This is a genomic window from Streptomyces sp. NPDC002057 (assembly GCF_040296665.1).
Taxonomy (GTDB): domain Bacteria; phylum Actinomycetota; class Actinomycetes; order Streptomycetales; family Streptomycetaceae; genus Streptomyces.
Window position 1 is genome coordinate 189,027 of sequence record NZ_JBEOXR010000001.1, and the last position, 16,189, is coordinate 205,215.

Annotated in this window: 15 protein-coding genes; 8 read left to right on the forward strand and 7 right to left on the reverse strand. The window is 72.9% G+C overall.

The window, feature by feature from the left end; all coding sequences use genetic code 11:
- The first annotated feature begins 32 nt into the window (after positions 1–32).
- Positions 33–1,646, forward strand: a complete 1,614-nt coding sequence (locus ABT129_RS00875) for a protein kinase domain-containing protein (RefSeq protein ID WP_351894886.1) — start codon at positions 33–35, stop codon at positions 1,644–1,646.
- Between the two features lie 98 nt (positions 1,647–1,744).
- Here ABT129_RS00875 and ABT129_RS00880 read toward each other — a convergent pair whose 3' ends face one another.
- The 3 genes from ABT129_RS00880 to ABT129_RS00890 form a co-directional block, all read right to left on the reverse strand.
- Entirely contained in the window at positions 1,745–2,785 is a 1,041-nt protein-coding gene (locus tag ABT129_RS00880) for a phosphotransferase (RefSeq protein WP_351895279.1), read from the reverse strand.
- Between the two features lie 156 nt (positions 2,786–2,941).
- On the reverse strand, positions 2,942–3,394 hold the full coding sequence (locus ABT129_RS00885; protein WP_351894888.1) for a pyridoxamine 5'-phosphate oxidase family protein: 453 nt from the start codon (positions 3,392–3,394) through the stop codon (positions 2,942–2,944).
- A gap of 141 nt (positions 3,395–3,535) precedes the next feature.
- Positions 3,536–4,195, reverse strand: a complete 660-nt coding sequence (locus ABT129_RS00890) for a response regulator (protein ID WP_351894891.1) — start codon at positions 4,193–4,195, stop codon at positions 3,536–3,538.
- A gap of 344 nt (positions 4,196–4,539) precedes the next feature.
- On the opposite strand from ABT129_RS00890, the gene pdhA reads away from it, so the two are divergent.
- From pdhA to ABT129_RS00915, 5 genes are all read left to right on the forward strand, one after another.
- Complete coding sequence (pdhA, locus tag ABT129_RS00895; protein WP_351894893.1) at positions 4,540–5,733, forward strand: pyruvate dehydrogenase (acetyl-transferring) E1 component subunit alpha; 1,194 nt, start codon at positions 4,540–4,542, stop codon at positions 5,731–5,733.
- 2 nt (positions 5,734–5,735) lie between these two features.
- A complete protein-coding gene (locus ABT129_RS00900; protein WP_351894895.1) occupies positions 5,736–6,716 on the forward strand; it encodes an alpha-ketoacid dehydrogenase subunit beta in 981 nt (326 codons plus the stop codon).
- A 31-nt stretch (positions 6,717–6,747) separates the two neighbouring features.
- Positions 6,748–8,157, forward strand: a complete 1,410-nt coding sequence (locus ABT129_RS00905) for a dihydrolipoamide acetyltransferase family protein (RefSeq protein WP_351895281.1) — start codon at positions 6,748–6,750, stop codon at positions 8,155–8,157.
- A 275-nt stretch (positions 8,158–8,432) separates the two neighbouring features.
- On the forward strand, positions 8,433–9,074 hold the full coding sequence (locus ABT129_RS00910; RefSeq protein ID WP_351894898.1) for a GntR family transcriptional regulator: 642 nt from the start codon (positions 8,433–8,435) through the stop codon (positions 9,072–9,074).
- Positions 9,071–10,387, forward strand: coding sequence for an MFS transporter (locus tag ABT129_RS00915; protein WP_351894900.1), 1,317 nt, complete (start codon positions 9,071–9,073; stop codon positions 10,385–10,387). Before ABT129_RS00910 ends, ABT129_RS00915 begins: the two co-directional genes overlap by 4 nt.
- A gap of 25 nt (positions 10,388–10,412) precedes the next feature.
- Here the strand turns inward: ABT129_RS00915 and ABT129_RS00920 are convergent, their stop codons facing one another.
- Positions 10,413–11,240 carry a maleylpyruvate isomerase family mycothiol-dependent enzyme gene (locus ABT129_RS00920; protein ID WP_351894901.1) on the reverse strand — a complete coding sequence of 276 codons (828 nt, stop codon included), beginning with the start codon at positions 11,238–11,240 and terminating at the stop codon, positions 10,413–10,415.
- 155 nt (positions 11,241–11,395) lie between these two features.
- Here ABT129_RS00920 and ABT129_RS00925 point away from each other — a divergent pair, with 155 nt between their 5' ends.
- Positions 11,396–12,199 carry a carbon-nitrogen family hydrolase gene (locus ABT129_RS00925; RefSeq protein ID WP_351894904.1) on the forward strand — a complete coding sequence of 268 codons (804 nt, stop codon included), beginning with the start codon at positions 11,396–11,398 and terminating at the stop codon, positions 12,197–12,199.
- A gap of 17 nt (positions 12,200–12,216) precedes the next feature.
- On the opposite strand, the gene ABT129_RS00930 is transcribed toward ABT129_RS00925, so the two are convergent.
- Both ABT129_RS00930 and ABT129_RS00935 read right to left on the reverse strand, forming a co-directional pair.
- Positions 12,217–12,825, reverse strand: a complete 609-nt coding sequence (locus ABT129_RS00930; RefSeq protein WP_351894906.1) for a hypothetical protein — start codon at positions 12,823–12,825, stop codon at positions 12,217–12,219.
- 55 nt (positions 12,826–12,880) lie between these two features.
- On the reverse strand, positions 12,881–14,359 hold the full coding sequence (locus ABT129_RS00935) for an aminotransferase-like domain-containing protein (RefSeq protein WP_351894908.1): 1,479 nt from the start codon (positions 14,357–14,359) through the stop codon (positions 12,881–12,883).
- Positions 14,360–14,422: 63 nt separating this feature from the next.
- Here ABT129_RS00935 and ABT129_RS00940 point away from each other — a divergent pair, with 63 nt between their 5' ends.
- Complete coding sequence (locus ABT129_RS00940) at positions 14,423–15,625, forward strand: trans-sulfuration enzyme family protein (RefSeq protein ID WP_351894910.1); 1,203 nt, start codon at positions 14,423–14,425, stop codon at positions 15,623–15,625.
- Between the two features lie 21 nt (positions 15,626–15,646).
- Here the strand turns inward: ABT129_RS00940 and ABT129_RS00945 are convergent, their stop codons facing one another.
- A complete protein-coding gene (locus ABT129_RS00945; protein ID WP_351894912.1) occupies positions 15,647–16,138 on the reverse strand; it encodes an LURP-one-related/scramblase family protein in 492 nt (163 codons plus the stop codon).
- Positions 16,139–16,189: the final 51 nt, after the last annotated feature.

A 16,189-nucleotide genomic window follows, 5' to 3' on the forward strand; every position in this document is an offset into this window, starting at 1 on the left:
GGACACGGCACGACAGACGACGGCGAGGACTGATGGCACCCGAATCCGGATCAGGTGGCGGTGTGCCCGACTCGTCGGCGGAGTCCTGGGGCGTCGGCGGAGTCGTCGGCGACGGACGGTACCGCCTGACGCACCGTCTGGGCCGCGGCGGCATGGCAGAGGTCTTCGCCGCGGAGGACGTGCGCCTCGGCCGCACCGTGGCCGTCAAGCTGCTGCGCGCCGACCTCGCCGAGGACCCGGTCTCCAAGGCCCGGTTCACCCGCGAGGCACAGTCCGTCGCCGGGCTGAACCACCACGCGATCGTCGCCGTGTACGACTCCGGCGAGGACCTGGTGGCCGGCCGGCCCGTGCCGTACATCGTGATGGAGATCGTCGAGGGCCGCACCATCCGCGACCTGCTGCTCAGCGCCGAGGCGCCCGGGCCCGAGCAGGCGCTCATCATCGTCTCCGGGGTCCTGGAGGCGCTGGCCTACTCGCACCAGCACGGCATCGTGCACCGCGACATCAAGCCGGCGAACGTGATCATCACCCACGGCGGCGCCGTCAAGGTCATGGACTTCGGCATCGCCCGTGCCCTGCACGGCGCGCAGTCGACGATGACCCAGACCGGCATGGTCATGGGCACCCCGCAGTACCTCTCCCCCGAGCAGGCGCTCGGCAAGGCCGTCGACCACCGCTCCGACCTGTACGCGACGGGCTGCCTCCTCTACGAACTCCTCGCGCTGCGGCCCCCCTTCACCGGCGAGACCCCGCTGTCCGTCGTGTACCAGCACGTCCAGGACGCGCCGATCCCGCCGTCCGACGTCACGCAGTCCGTGCCGCCCGAGCTCGACGGCCTGGTGATGCGCTCCCTCGCGAAGGACCCGGACGACCGGTTCCAGAGCGCCGAGGAGATGCGCGGTCTCATCCAGTACGGCCTCCAGATGCTCCACCAGCAGGGCGGCCACACCGGCACGTGGAACACCGGGCCGGTCGAGATGCACGAGGGCGGGCACACCCCGGTCGGCGGCATGGCCGCGACGACCGCGATGGGCCACCCCATGCACGGGGAGACGGCGCAGGGCCCGATCCTTCCCCCGCGGAACCCGGACGACGGCGGTGTCGGCGGGTACGGCGGCGCGGGCGGCAGCGGCGGCTACGGCCAGGGCGGCTCGTACGGCGGACAGGACGGGAACGGCCGCCGCGGCAAGGTGTGGCTGTTCGCCGCGCTCGCCGTGATCGCGGTCGTCGCGGGCGTCGTCTTCGCCCTCGACAAGGCGGGTCAGAACGACGGGAACACGGGCGGCACGACGCCGACCGTCAGCAACTCGCCGTCCACGGTCTCCGAGGAGCCCACACCGTCGGAGGAGCCCTCCGAAGAGCCCACGCAGGACCCGGGCACCTCGGACGGCGGCTCCACCCAGGCACCGTGGACGCCCCCGCCCACGACCCTGCCGCCGACCGACCCGCCGACGTCGGCGGACCCCACGGGCGAGCCGACGAGGACGACCGAGCCGCCCACCGATCCGGCCACCGAGCCGACGGAGCCGACGGACCCGCCGACGGAGCCCACGGGCACGACGACCGCGCCGCCCACGGCCCCCACCGGGGGCAACAACGGCGACCCGGACACCCCTCCGACGGGCAACGACGCCGAGACGGGCTGACCCCGCGGCCGGACCGGGCCGACCTCGTGGTCGAGACGGGCTGACCCCGTGGCTGGCCCGGCCGGGTCCGATCCCGGCCGACCGGGTCGCCCCGGGCCTCAGCCCGCGAACGCGTCGCGTACCGCCTCGTACTCACGCGTCCACCAGACCGCCAGGGCCGACACCGCGGGGAACTGCGGGTCGGCCCTTCGGTCGTGCAGCTGGTAGCGCCAGCGAAGGGTCCAGAAGTCGTTGAGCCGCTCCCACCACACCCGGTGCGCCGCCGCCGCCAGCTCGGCGCGGTCGGCGCCCGTCGCCCGCCGGTACGCGCGCGCGTAGGCCCGCACCTTCTCCAGGGCGAGCTCACCCTCCGGCCGTACGAAGAAGATCGCGGCCGCCCTGACCGCCTCCTCGGCCCTCGGGCGGAGCCCGAGCCGGTCCCAGTCGACGATCGCGGCGGGCTCCGCGCCCCGGTAGAGCAGGTTCAGCGGGTGGAAGTCGCCGTGCACCCACCCCGCCGCCTCGGCGGGCGGCGGCCGGTGGTGCGCGTGCTGGGCGAGCAGCCGGCGCCGCTCCCTGAGCCGGTGCTCGGCGAGCGCGTCGAAGCTGTCGCGGGGGCGGTGCGCGCGGGCGAGGCGGATCAGCTCGTCGATGGCCCGGAAGGTGTCCAGGAGGTCGGCGCTCGCGCAGACGCCGTCGTCGGCGGTTCCCGGGGTGCCGTCCGGTCCCGAGGGCTCCATCACCCGGTCCAGGGCGGTGTGGACCTGCCCGAGGAGGGTGCCGAGGCGTCGGGAGCAGCCGGTGGAGAGCTGGGTGCCGTCGCGGTGGCGGCCGTCGATCCAGGGGTGCAGGGCGTAGCAGTGGCCGCCGACGACGACGACCGTGCGGCCCCTGGCGTCGGGCAGCGGCGGGGCGACGGGCAGCCCGAGGGCGTGCAGCCGCTGGGTGGCGCGGTGCTGGCGGGCGATGGTGGCGCGGTCGGCGGTGGGGGCGTCCAGGTGCTGCTTGAGGAAGTAGGTGCCACGGGTGGTGGAGAGGCGGAAGCCGCGGTTGAGCAGCCCCTCGGTGACGGGCACGCAGGAGAGCGGCTCGCCGGCGTGCCGGTGGCGGCGCAGCAGGGCGCCGACGGGGGGCGCGCCGACGGGGCGGGCGGGGGCCACGGGCCGGGCTCCGAGGGTCCGGGCGGGAGGCGCGGGCCGGGCGGCGGAGGTCCGGGCGGCCGGGGCGGGCCGGGCGGCAGCACCTCGGAGGACGCCGGGCGGGGCGTCCGGCGGGGTGAGCGTTTCAGATGAGCGCGGCACCCGCCAGATGTTAGATCACGCTACGTGGTGGAGGTGTCGCCGGACGGAGTGGGGGGCGGTCCGGGTCGCCGGGGTCTCGCTCGCGTAGTCGAGTGCGTGCACCGTCACGAACTGCGGTTCGATCCGCATGTAGACCGGGCTGAAGGGCTCGCCGTCCACCAGCTCCGGCTCGGTGCCGAAGGCCGCGAGCTCCTCGTCGGTGGGCTCGACGATCTCGGCGGTGCCGGTGAACTGCACCGACCAGAGGTGCTCGGAGCCGGAGTTGAAGTTGTCCGCGCCGTAGGCGACGACGCTGCCGTTGCAGGCGCGGTGGTAGCCGAGCCCCCGGTGCAGCCGGAGCAGGACGCGGTTGTCGGACACGATGTGGCGGGCGGGGGCCACGAACGGCATCGCTCGCATGCTCGTCGCCACGCGGCCGTACGACACGCGGCCGAGCAACTCGATGGCGCGGATCTCCTCGGTGGACATGGCTTCCACTCTCCGCCACCGGCACCCTGTCGGAAAAGGGGCCCCTGCCCCGGTTTCGCGGGGACGTAGGTCCCGAAACGGTGCCGTCGGCCGCGCTCGGGCCCGTACGGGTGAGGCACGGGCCGCGGCTTCCGGGTGGCGTCAGTGGCGTTCCGCCTGGAGGCGTGCCACGTACGCCGCGGCCTGCGAGCGCCGCTCCATGCCCAGCTTCGACAGCAGGCTGGAGACGTAGTTCTTGATGGTTTTCTCCGCGAGGTGGAGCCGCTCGCCGATGACCCGGTTGGTCAGGCCCTCGCCGATCAGGTCCAGGATCTTGCGCTCCTGCTCCGTCAGGTTCGCGAGCTTGTCGTCCCTCTTCGGGTTGTTGCCGTCGCGCAGCCGCTCCAGGACACGGGCCGTCGCCACCGGGTCGAGGAGCGACTTGCCGGCCGCCACGTCCCGCACCGCGTTCAGCAGTTCGTTGCCCCTGATGGCCTTGAGGACGTACCCCGAGGCCCCGGCCATGATCGCGTCGAAGAGCGCCTCGTCATCCGCGTACGAGGTCAGCATCAGACATTTGATGTCCTCGTCCTGCGAACGGATCTCGCGGCAGACCTCGACCCCGCTGCCGTCCGGCAGCCGGACGTCGAGCACCGCGACGTCGGGACGGGTCGCAGGGATCCTGACCAGCGCGTCCGCCGCCGTGCCGGCCTCTCCGACCACCTCGATGTCGTCCTCCACGGAGAGCAGCTCGTGGACGCCGCGCCGGACGACTTCGTGGTCGTCCAGCAGAAATACCCGGATTTTTCCTTCTTCGCGCACGCAGCCAGTCTCACATATTGGCTCTTCCCGCGCCCGGGGTGCGCGGGATAACGTGCCGCATGTTCCGGCGGCCCTCACGGCCGTTGCCCGACGCGCTGACCAGCCGCTGTTCCCACTTTTCTCGATTTACTTGGAAATCCAAGCAAAATCGCAGGTCAAGTGGGGTTTCGCGGGAATGCCACGCTGTGGGTAACGTGCCTATGACAGGGCGCTCGCCGGGGCACCTGTCACGCCCGACCCCGGCCGCGTCGCACCCACCCCGTGCGAAGGGTACGGATAAGGCGGAGAGCCGCACTGGCCTTGCCCGGCGAACCCGGGGGCCGGACCGACGGAGGAGCACGCACGTGACCGTGGAGAGCACTGCAGCGCGCAAGACGACGCGACGCAGCAGCGGCACCAAGCGCACCGCAAGCGCGAGCACCAGCACCACCAAGAAGACGAGCACGCGCGCCGAGGCGGGAGCGACGGAGCCCGAGCTCGTCCAGCTGCTGACGCCCGAGGGAGAGCGCGTCCAGCACCCCGATTACGACATCGACCTGAGCGCCGAGGAGCTGCGCGGTCTCTACCGCGACATGGTCCTCACCCGTCGCTTCGACGCCGAGGCCACCTCGCTGCAGCGCCAGGGAGAGCTGGGCCTGTGGGCCTCGCTGCTCGGCCAGGAGGCGGCCCAGATCGGTTCCGGCAGGGCCCTGCGGGACGACGACTACGTCTTTCCCACCTATCGCGAACACGGTGTCGCGTGGGTCCGCGGTGTGGACCCGACGAATCTGCTGGGAATGTTCCGCGGTGTGAACCACGGTGGCTGGGATCCCAACAGCAACAATTTCCACCTGTACACGATCGTCATCGGCTCCCAGACCCTGCACGCCACGGGTTATGCGATGGGTATCGCCAAGGACGGCGCGGATTCCGCCGTGATCGCGTACTTCGGTGACGGAGCGTCCAGCCAGGGCGACGTGAACGAGGCGTTCACGTTCTCCGCGGTCTACAACGCCCCCGTCGTGTTCTTCTGCCAGAACAACCAGTGGGCGATCTCCGAGCCCACCGAGCGGCAGACCCGCGTCCCGCTCTACCAGCGCGCCCGAGGCTTCGGCTTCCCCGGTGTCCGGGTCGACGGCAACGACGTCCTGGCCTGCCTCGCGGTGACCCGCTCCGCCCTGGAGCGCGCCCGTCGCGGCGAGGGCCCGACCCTCGTGGAGGCCTTCACCTACCGCATGGGTGCCCACACCACCTCCGACGACCCGACGAAGTACCGCCGGGACGAGGAGCGGGAGGCCTGGGAGGCCAAGGACCCGATCCTGCGCCTCAAGGCGTACCTGGAGCGCGAGGGCCACGCCGACGCCGCCTTCTTCGAGGAGCTGGAGGTGGAGAGCGAGGCGCTCGGCAAGCGCGTCCGTGAGGGCGTGCGCAACATGCCCGACCCGGACGACATGGCGATCTTCGAGAACGTCTACGCGGACGGTCACGCGCTCGTCGACGAGGAGCGCGCGCAGTTCGCCGCCTACCAGGCGTCCTTCGCGGATGGCGAGGTCAAGTAACCATGGCTGCACAGAAGCTTCCCCTCGCCAAGGCGCTCAACGAGTCGCTCCGCAAGGCGCTGGAGACCGACCCCAAGGTCCTCATCATGGGTGAGGACGTCGGCAAGCTCGGCGGCGTCTTCCGCGTCACCGACGGTCTGCAGAAGGACTTCGGCGAGGACCGGGTGATCGACACCCCGCTCGCCGAGTCCGGCATCGTCGGCACCGCGATCGGTCTCGCCCTGCGCGGCTACCGGCCGGTCGTCGAGATCCAGTTCGACGGTTTCGTCTTCCCCGCGTACGACCAGATCGTCACGCAGCTCGCCAAGATGCACGCCCGTGCGCTCGGCAAGGTCAAGATGCCCGTCGTCATCCGCATCCCGTACGGCGGCGGCATCGGCGCGGTCGAGCACCACTCCGAGTCCCCCGAGGCGCTCTTCGCGCACGTCCCGGGCCTCAAGGTCGTCTCGCCGTCCAACTCCTCGGACGCCTACTGGATGCTCCAGCAGGCCATCCAGAGCGACGACCCGGTCATCTTCTTCGAGCCCAAGCGCCGCTACTGGGACAAGGGCGAGGTCGACACCGAGGCCATCCCCGGCGAGCTCCACAAGGCCCGGGTGGCGCGCGAGGGCACCGCCCTCACGCTGGCCGCCTACGGCCCGATGGTGAAGGTCTGCCTGGAGGCCGCCGCGGCCGCCGAGGAGGAGGGCAGGTCGATCGAGGTCCTGGACCTCCGCTCGATGTCCCCGATCGACTTCGACGCCATCCAGCGGTCGGTCGAGAAGACCCGCCGCCTCGTCGTCGTCCACGAGGCCCCGGTGTTCTACGGCTCCGGCGCGGAGATCGCCGCCCGGATCACGGAGCGCTGCTTCTACCACCTGGAGGCCCCCGTCCTGCGGGTCGGCGGCTACCACGCGCCGTACCCGCCGGCGCGCCTGGAGGAGGAGTACCTGCCGGGTCTCGACCGCGTGCTCGACGCCGTCGACCGCTCGCTGGCGTACTGAGGAGAGCACCGTGACGATCCGCGAATTCAAGATGCCCGACGTGGGCGAGGGCCTGACCGAGGCCGAGATCCTCAAGTGGTACGTCCAGCCCGGTGACACCGTCACCGACGGGCAGGTCGTCTGCGAGGTCGAGACGGCCAAGGCGGCCGTCGAGCTGCCGAGCCCCTTCGACGGCACGGTCCACGAGCTGCTCTTCCCCGAGGGGACGACGGTCGACGTCGGCCAGGTCATCATCTCGGTGAACGTCGGCGGCGCCGAGGCCGAGGCCCCGGCGGCCCAGGCGGCCCCGGCCGTGGCCGCTCCGGTCGTGGCGGCTCCGGCTGCCCCGGCGGACGAGGACGACGAGCTCAAGGGCCGTACGCCGGTTCTCGTCGGGTACGGCGTGGCCGCGACCTCCACCAAGCGCCGCCCGCGCAAGGCCCCGGCGGGCACCGCCCCGGCGGCTGTTCCGGCCGCCCCGGTCCTCGCCTCCGTACCGGAGCAGCTCAACGGGCACGCCCCGGCCGGTGCCCGGCCGCTGGCCAAGCCGCCGGTCCGGAAGCTCGCCAAGGACCTCGGCGTCGACCTCACCACGGTCACCCCGACCGGCCCGGACGGCATCATCACCCGGGAGGACGTCCACGCGGCGGCCGCTCCGGCGCCCGCTCCGGCCGTCGAGACCCCGGCGCCCGTGGCGGCTCCCGCCCCGGCCCCGGTCGCGGCGCCCGCGCCCGTCGCGCAGGCCCTCGTGTCGTCCGACGCCCGGGAGACCCGTGTGCCCGTCAAGGGCGTACGGAAGGCCACGGCGGCGGCGATGGTCGGTTCGGCCTTCACCGCCCCGCACGTCACCGAGTTCGTGACCTTCGACATCACGCGCACGATGAAGCTGGTCGAGGAGCTCAAGTCCGACAAGGACATGGCGGGCCTGCGGGTCAACCCGCTGCTCCTCATCGCCAAGGCCGTCCTGGTCGCGGTCAAGCGCAACCCGGAGATCAACGCGGCCTGGGACGAGGCGGCACAGGAGATCGTCCTCAAGCACTACGTGAACCTGGGCATCGCCGCGGCCACCCCGCGCGGCCTGCTCGTGCCGAACATCAAGGACGCGCACGCGCAGACCCTGCCCGAGCTCTCGGCGTCGCTGAGCGAGCTGGTCTCGACCGCCCGCGAGGGGAAGACGACCCCGGCGGCGATGCAGGGCGGCACCTTCACCATCACCAACGTCGGCGTCTTCGGCGTCGACACCGGTACGCCCATCCTGAATCCCGGCGAGTCCGCGATCCTCGCGGTCGGTGCGATCAAGCTCCAGCCGTGGGTCCACAAGGGCAAGGTGAAGGCCCGCCAGGTCACGACGCTGGCCCTCTCCTTCGACCACCGTCTGGTCGACGGCGAGCTCGGCTCCAAGTTCCTGGCGGACATCGCCGCGGTCCTGGAGCAGCCGAAGCGGCTCATCACCTGGGCGTAACGCCCGAGTCGCCACGTTTCACGTGAAACACCCGGCCGGGGAGGGCACCCTCCCGGCCGGGTGTTTCTCTGCGCGCCTCCTCGGGTGAGCGCCTCCGCGAGATCGCCGCGACCGCCCCCGCCCGATCCGGCCCCTGTCTGACCCGGCCCCGCTCGATCCGGCCCCTGTCTGATCCGGCACCCGTCCGACCCGGCCCCCGCCCGATCCGGCCCCCGTCTCCTCCCACATCGTGGACGGGGCTGCCCTTGCACCTTTGTTGTATCTAAGCTGTACGCATGCCTTCCGCTCCCCCTGCCGCCGACCGCGTCTACATGCACGTCAAGCAGGCGGTGCTCGACCGCCGTTACGAAGGGGGCACCCTCCTCACCGAGGGGGAGCTCGCCCTGGCCGTGGGGGTGTCGCGGACCCCCGTCCGCGAGGCGCTGCTCAAGCTGGAGATGGAAGGGCTGCTCAAGCTCTACCCGAAGAAGGGCGCCCTCGTCCTCGCCGTCTCCGCGCAGGAGATCGCCGACGTCGTCGAAACCCGGCTGCTCGTCGAGGAGTTCGCCGTCCGCCGGGCCGTGCCCGCCCCCGCCTCCCTCATCGAGCGGCTCGAAGAGCTCCTGGAGGAGCAGAAGCGCCGGGCCGCGGCCGGAGACCTGGCGGAGGTCGCCGTCACCGACCGGTGCTTCCACGCCGAGATCGTGCAGCACGCCGGCAACCAGATCCTCTCCCGCCTCTACGACCAGCTCCGCGACCGGCAGCTGCGGATGGGCGTCGCCGTGATGCAGTCCCAGCCCGACCGCGTCGCCAAGAACATCACCGAGCACGCCGAGATCCTCGACCGCATAAGAGCCGGCGACACCGAGGGCGCCGCGCTCTGCGTGCGCCAGCACCTCAGCTGGGTCAAGGTCCTGGTCCGGGGTGAGGACCGGTGAGCGGCCGCAACGGATACGGCTCCGCCGTCACCCTCCCCGGAGACCCGCCCGGCGGCCGCCGCGCCGCACTCGTCTGGGGCGTCGGCGTCGCCGTCTACTTCGTCGCCGTCATCTTCCGCACGTCCCTCGGCGTCGCCGGACTCGACGCCGCCGAACGCTTCGACGTCAACGCCTCCGCGCTCTCCACCTTCTCCATACTCCAGCTGCTCGTCTACGCCGGCATGCAGATACCCGTCGGGCTCATGGTCGACCGGCTCGGCACCAAGAAGGTGCTCGTCCTCGGCGTCGTCCTGTTCACCCTCGGCCAGCTGGGCTTCGCGCTCTCCCCCTCGTACGGCACCGCGCTCGCCTCCCGCGCCCTCCTGGGTTGCGGCGACGCCATGACCTTCATCAGCGTCCTGCGACTCGGCAGCCGCTGGTTCCCCGCCCGCCGCGGCCCGCTCATCGGCCAGGTCGCCGCCCTCTTCGGCATGGCCGGCAACCTCGTCTCCACCGTCTTCATCGCCCGCGCCCTGCACGGGCTCGGCTGGACGACCACCTTCGTCGGCAGCTCCCTCGCGGGCGTCGTCGTCCTCGTCCTGCTGCTGCTCTTCCTCAAGGACCACCCCGAGGGGTACGAGCCCCAGCCGGCCACCCACGCGGGCGCCGCGTTCGTACGCCGTCAGATCGCCGAGTCCTGGCGGGAACCCGGCACCCGGCTCGGCATGTGGGTGCACTTCACCACCCAGTTCCCCGCGATGGTCTTCCTGCTCCTGTGGGGTCTTCCGTACCTCGTCGAGGCGCAGGGCCTGTCCCGGTCGACCGCGGGGAGCCTGCTCACCCTGGTCGTCCTCTCGAACATGATGGTCGGCCTCGCCTACGGGCAGATCATCGCCCGCCACCACACGGCGCGCGCCCCGCTCGCCCTCGGGACGGTCGCCGCGACCGCGCTGCTGTGGGCGACCACCCTCGCGTACCCCGGTGACCACGCGCCGATGTGGCTGCTCGTCACCCTCTGCCTGGTCCTCGGCGCCTGCGGACCGGCCTCGATGATCGGCTTCGACTTCGCCCGCCCGGCCAACCCGCCGGAGCGCCAGGGCACCGCCTCCGGCATCGTCAACATGGGAGGCTTCGTCGCCTCGATGACGACGCTGTTCGCCGTCGGCGTGCTGCTCGACGCGACCGGCGACAACTACCGGATCGCGTTCTCCTCCGTGTTCGTCCTGGAGGCCGTCGGGATCGTCCAGATCCTGCGCCTCAAGGCCCGCACCCACCGCAGGGAACGGGAACGGCTGGTCGCCAGCCGCGTGGAGGCCGTACACGTCCCCGTGTGAGAACCCGACACCCGACCGCGAGACCTCAGCGGGGCGTCACCGCGAAGTTGTCGAGGATCGCCCGCGCCAGCTCCTCGTCGCCCTCCGTCTTGACCCGGTCGGCCACCTCGGCCGGCCGGACCCGGCCACAGGCCAGGCGCACGAAGGTCTCCCAGTCCGTCGCCAGCGTCACCGCCGGGCCGAGCGAGGGCGCGCCGTCTATCGAGCCCCGGCCCTCCGCGTCGACCCGCACCGTCCGCAGGAACTCCACCGGGCCGCTGACGTCCACGACGACCGCCGAGGAGGCCGGTGCCCCCGCGTCCTTCGCGACCACCTTCGGCAGCGCTTCGAGCAGCACGTCCCGCGTCACGTGCGCGCCCGCCGCGTCCAGGTTTCCCGGCACGCCGAGCGCCGCCCGCAGGTCCTGCTCGTGCACCCAGACGTCGAAGGCGCGCATCCGGTAGGCGAGTTCCAGGGACTGCTCGGCGCCGAGGGGAGCGCGGATCAGGCGGTCGGGGGAGCGGGTCTCGTTACGGAGCTGCCGCGCCCGGCGGATCAGGATGTACTCCAGCTCCGAGGTCATCTCCGGCGCCGTGTGGTGCCGCCGCACATCGACCTGGACCTCCATGTAACGCGCGAAGTCGCTGCGTACGTGGTAGAGATCGCGCGGCAGGGAGTGGATCGGCCGCGGGTCGCCGAGCATCTCCGTCTCCATGCCGATCACATGGGAGACGATGTCCCGAACCGACCAGCCGGGGCACGGTGTCGGCCGGTTCCACTCGCCCTCCACGAGGGGCTGCACCAGCTCGGCTATCGCCTCGATGGAGTGGGTCCAGGCGTCGGCGTAGTTCTGCAGGCTGGGATGGACGGTCACGGGACCCCTCGGCGGTTCTTCGGTGCGCGGGCTGCAAACACGACTGGGTGGGAGGCTCGGACGCTAAGTTACGCTGCCCGAAGGCACCCCGGCAGTGCTTTCGTGTGACGATCGTAGGCCGGTGTTGACGGCTCGAATGCCAGGACGGTGGTAGTGTGCGCGCCTCGCTGATCCAGATCGCGGTAGACCCGGACGAACCGGTCGACGCCCGTCGCGCCCGAGCGGCGCGCCTCGTCCGGGAGGAATCCGGCCGCGCCGACCTCGTCGTCCTGCCCGAACTGTGGACCGTCGGCGCCTTCGCGTCCGACCTCTTCGCCGCCGAGTCGGAGCCCCTGAACGGGCCCACCCACCAGGCGATGGCCGCCGCCGCCCGCGACGCCGGGGTGTGGCTGCACGCCGGCTCCTTCGTCGAGGCCGAGGGCGGTGCCCTCTACAACACCTCGCTCGTCCTCTCCCCCGACGGCGAACTCGCCGCCTCCTACCGCAAGATCCACCGCTTCGGCTTCGACAAGGGCGAGGCGGTGATGATGGCCGCCGGGGAGGACCTCGTCACCGTCGACCTGCCGCACCTCACCGTCGGCGTCGGCACCTGCTACGACCTGCGCTTCCCCGAACTCTTCCGCGGCCTCGTCGACGCGGGCGCCCAGGCCTTCGTCGTCCCGGCCGGCTGGCCCGCCCGCCGGCGCGCCCACTGGAGCCTGCTCGCCCGGGCCCGCGCCGTCGAGAACCAGGCGTACGTCCTCGCCTGCGGTACGGCGGGCACCCACGCGGGCGTCGAACAGGCCGGCCACTCGATCGTCGTCGACCCCTGGGGCGAGACCCTCGCCGAGGCGGGCCCGGACGAGGAGATCCTCCGGGCCGTCCTCGACCCGGAGAAGGTCACCACGACCCGCGAACAGTTCCCGGCCCTGAAGGACCGGGTCCTCGGCATCGCGCCCCCGGCGCGCCGGCGGCGCTGAGGCCGACCCCCACCGGGTCAGGAGTTGGCCTCCGCCCACAGCCGCGTGACCCGGGACAGGCCCGCGCGCACCGCCCCGCCCCGGGTGAGTGCCGCGCGGTCCACCCCCGCGAAGATCAGCGCCAGGGCCAGGTCGGCCCCGCCCGCCCGGCCCGCCACCCCGACGTCCAGCCGCCGCCGCTTCCCGCGCCCGGTCCCGCGCACCGTGACGCTGACCCCCGGGTCCTCGGCGTCCGCCTCCCGGGCGAGCACCCAGGAGCGCCGGTCCAGGGCCCGGAGCCGGTACCGGTCGCCGCCGTACCGCAGGTGGAGTCCGCGCTGTCCGGCGGTGGCGCCGAAGCGGTTGCGGTTCATGGAGACCAGGGCGTCGCCGACGCGGAGGGTCGCCCGGTTCAGCGTCGGCAGCCGGATCGTGTCCGTGTGGATGCCCCGCGCCTCGTACGAGACCGGCGGCACCGCACCGCCCCGCAGCTCCGACACCACCACCTCCGGCACCGTCTGGCGCAGCGGCGCCTCCACCGTGATCTCGCCGAACTCGGCCGAGGCGCCGCGCCAGCCCGCCCGCCGCTCGTACTTCTTCCCCTCCTGCCACGGGTGCAGCGAGAACGGTGTGACGGTGGTGTGCATGGCGCCCCCTGGGTCCCCGGCCGGCGCGTCCGGCCGGCTCCGACGTGTCGTCGCGTCAGACGACGATGGCATGGAGGGCCCCCGGGCCGTCCGCCGGGCCCGGCACGTACTCCGCCCAGGCCGCGGCCAGCCGGCGGACCGCCTCCGTCAGCACCTCGGGCGGCGCGAGGAAATGGAGCCGGAGGTGACGGACGCTGCCGCCGAGGGCGTCGGTCGTCGAGCCCGGGAGGACGGCCACCCCGTGACGGAGGGCGAGCTGCGCGAAGGAGACGCCGTCGCCGTGGGGGAGCCGCACCCAGACGGTCTGCCCGCCGGTCGTCGGCGCGCACGACCAGGAGGGCAGCAGCCGGGCGAGTTCGGCGCGCAGATGGTCGTGGCCCGCGCGGACGGTCCGCAGACGGGCGGCCAGGACGGGCGCGAAGTCGCCGAGCAGCCGGGCCGCGACCAGCTGGGACGGCACGTCGCACCCCAGGTCGTGCAGGGCCTTCAGCCGGGCGAGCCGGGCGACGAGGGGCGCGGGGCCCCGCACCCAGCCGATGCGCAGACCGCCCCACACGACCTTGCTGAGCGAGCCGACCGCGATCACGTCGCCGTACGAGGCGAGCCCGCCGCCCCGCCCGTCGACGCCGAACCCCAGGTCCGCGAGCACCTCGTCGTCGACGAGCGGGACGCCCAGCGCGTTCGCCGCCTCGACCAGCCGGCGTCCCGCGAGCGGCGGCAGCACCGTCCCCGTCGGGTTCTGGAACCGCGCCACCACATAGGCGAGGGCCGGGCGATGACGCTCCATCACCCGCACCGCCTCCGCCACGTCGAGCCCGTCCGGGCCCACCGCCACCGGCAGCGGAACCGCCGCCGCCTCCCGGAAGAGGTCGAGCGCCCCCGGATACGTCGGCGCCTCCACCAGCACCCCGTCCCCCGGCGCGAGGAACAGCCGGGTGAGCAGCGAAAGCCCCTGCTGCGCGCCGGTGGTGACCAGGATCTGCCCCGGCCCGGTCGGCACCCCCCGCGCCGTGTACCGCTCCGCCACCGCCTCCCGCAGCGCCCCGAGGCCGGCCGGGTGGTAGCCCAGGTCCCCGACCGGCAGGACGAGCGTCCGGTACGCCTCCGTCAGCTCGGGCGGCGGCTGCGTCGGGGCCGCGCAGCTCAGCAGGATCACGTCGTCCGGCGCCTCCAGGAGGTGCAGGAAGAGCGGGTTCGACGTCTCCGTCACCCGGGGCGCCTCCGGTGCGAGCGCGGCCGGGGCGACCCTGGTCCCGCTGCCCTGCCGCCGTACCAGCCGCCCCTCCTGGCGCAGGGCGTCATAGGCGGCGACCACCGTCGTACGGCCCACGGCCAGGGCCTTCGCCAGCCGCCGGTCCGGCGGCAGGAGCGTGCCCGGCGGCAGCGCCCCCTCGTCGACCAGCCGGCGCAGCCGGGCCGCGAGCAGCAGGTACAGCGGCCCGCGCCCGGCCGACCAGCGGCCGAGCCGGGAGACGAGGCCGTCCAGCGCCTCGGGGGCTTCGTGGGTGTCCAGCAGCTGCTCGATTGGCTTCATCGCCGAACCAATCTGCCGGGATTGGACCTGGGAAGGCAAACGGTCCGTCCACAGACTGAACCCATGAGCCACACGCCCTCCGCCGCGCACTCCCCCCGTCCCGAGACCCTCGCCGTCCACCCGCCACAGGTCGAGGTCACGGGCAGCAGGCCCCTCGGCGTCCCGCTCCACCAGGGCCACGTCTTCGCCTTCGACTCCGCCGACGCCCTCGCCACCGCCTTCACCACCGGGGACGCCTTCCTCTACGCCCGCCTCGGCAACCCCACCGTCCGCACCCTGGAGGACGCCGTCGCCCGCCTCGAAGGCGGCGCCGCCGGCCTCTCCTTCGCCTCCGGCATGGGCGCCGTGAACGCCGTCCTCCTCGGCCTCCTCGGCAGCGGCGACCACGTCATCGCCCAGACCTGCCTGTACGGCGGCACGTACGCGGTCCTCACCGACCTCGCCGACCGCTGGGGCGTCGACGTCACGTACGTCTCCGGCACCGACCCGGACGAGGTGCGGGCCGCCCTGCGCCCCGAGACCCGGCTCCTCTACCTGGAGACCATCGCCAACCCGACCACCCGCGTCTCCGACCTGCCCGCGCTCGCCGCCGTCGCCGCCGAGGCCGGGGTCCCGGTCGCCGTCGACAACACCTTCGCCTCCCCGCTGCTGTGCCGGCCGCTGGAGCACGGCGCCGACATCGTCGTCCACTCCGCCACCAAGTACCTGGCCGGGCACGCGGACGTGCTGGGGGGCGCCGCCGTCTTCAAGGACGACGAGCTGTTCCGCAGGGTCCGCCGCCACTCCGTCGAACAGGGCGCCTCCACCGACCCGTTCGCCGCGTGGCTCACCCTGCGCGGCATGCAGACCCTCTCCCTGCGCGTGGAGCGCCAGTGCGCGAGCGCCGCCGACCTGGCGGCCCGGCTCGCCGCGCACCCGGCGGTCGCGGCCGTGCGCCACCCGGCCCTGGCGAGCCACCCGGACCGGGAGATCGCCGCGCGGCTGCTGCCCCGGGGCGGCGGCGGGGTGGTCTCCGTCGACCTCGCGGGCGGCCGGGACGCGGGCCGTGCCTTCGTCGAGGCGGTACGGCTCGCCTCCCTCAGCGTCTCCCTCGGCGACGTGAAGACCCTGGTGATGCACCCGGCCTCCACCTCCCACCACCAGCTCGACGAGGCGGCCCTCGCGGCGGCCGGGATCGGCCCCGGCACGGTCAGGATCTCGGTCGGCATCGAGCACGTCGAGGACCTGTGGGAGGACCTGGAGCAGGCGCTCCACAAGGCGGCCTAGGCACCGCCCCGCCGTCCCGGGTCAGTCCTCCCTCTCCCGCTCGGCCATCCGGATCACGCACACCGCCACGGCCACGAGCAGCGCGGCGTCGGCGTCCTCGCGGACCACGTTCACCGCGTACGTCTCCCGCACGTGGAACCACTGGCGGGAGATGTGGGCCAGGAGCTCGCCCTCGTACTCCACGGTGAACTCCCGGTCCAGGACCCGGCCGCTGACGTCCAGCTCCGTCCCCTCGACGAGCGTCACCCGGTAGTGGTTGCGCAGCAGCGACAGACGCTTGCGGCGGACGGTCGCGAGCGCCCGCTCGTCCCGCTCGATCGTCATGGCGTCCCGCAGGCTGAACATCTTCTGGCGCAGGGTGATCAACACCTGCCCGTCGGGGTCCTTCAGCTCCAGCGTGTCGCGCAGCCGCATGGCCTTGCCGTCGACGAGGAAGGCATGCCGCCCCTGCTCGTCCTCGATCCAGTAGTCGTCACCGATCGCGAAGATCTTGTCCCGTACGAGATATTTCACACCGGTATGCCTGCCCCGCCGGGAGCGCTTCTCACCTGTCGGGGCGGGTGA

What these genes read in the sequence shown, in the direction of transcription:
- ABT129_RS00875 (WP_351894886.1), top strand. Translation starts at nt 33, where the DNA reads ATGGCACCCGAATCCGGATCAGGTGGCGGTGTGCCCGACTCGTCGGCG.
- ABT129_RS00885 (WP_351894888.1), bottom strand. Translation starts at nt 3,394, where the DNA reads ATGTCCACCGAGGAGATCCGCGCCATCGAGTTGCTCGGCCGCGTGTCG.
- ABT129_RS00900 (WP_351894895.1), top strand. Translation starts at nt 5,736, where the DNA reads ATGGCTGCACAGAAGCTTCCCCTCGCCAAGGCGCTCAACGAGTCGCTC.
- ABT129_RS00905 (WP_351895281.1), top strand. Translation starts at nt 6,748, where the DNA reads ATGCCCGACGTGGGCGAGGGCCTGACCGAGGCCGAGATCCTCAAGTGG.
- ABT129_RS00910 (WP_351894898.1), top strand. Translation starts at nt 8,433, where the DNA reads ATGCCTTCCGCTCCCCCTGCCGCCGACCGCGTCTACATGCACGTCAAG.
- ABT129_RS00930 (WP_351894906.1), bottom strand. Translation starts at nt 12,825, where the DNA reads ATGCACACCACCGTCACACCGTTCTCGCTGCACCCGTGGCAGGAGGGG.
- ABT129_RS00935 (WP_351894908.1), bottom strand. Translation starts at nt 14,359, where the DNA reads ATGAAGCCAATCGAGCAGCTGCTGGACACCCACGAAGCCCCCGAGGCG.
- ABT129_RS00940 (WP_351894910.1), top strand. Translation starts at nt 14,423, where the DNA reads ATGAGCCACACGCCCTCCGCCGCGCACTCCCCCCGTCCCGAGACCCTC.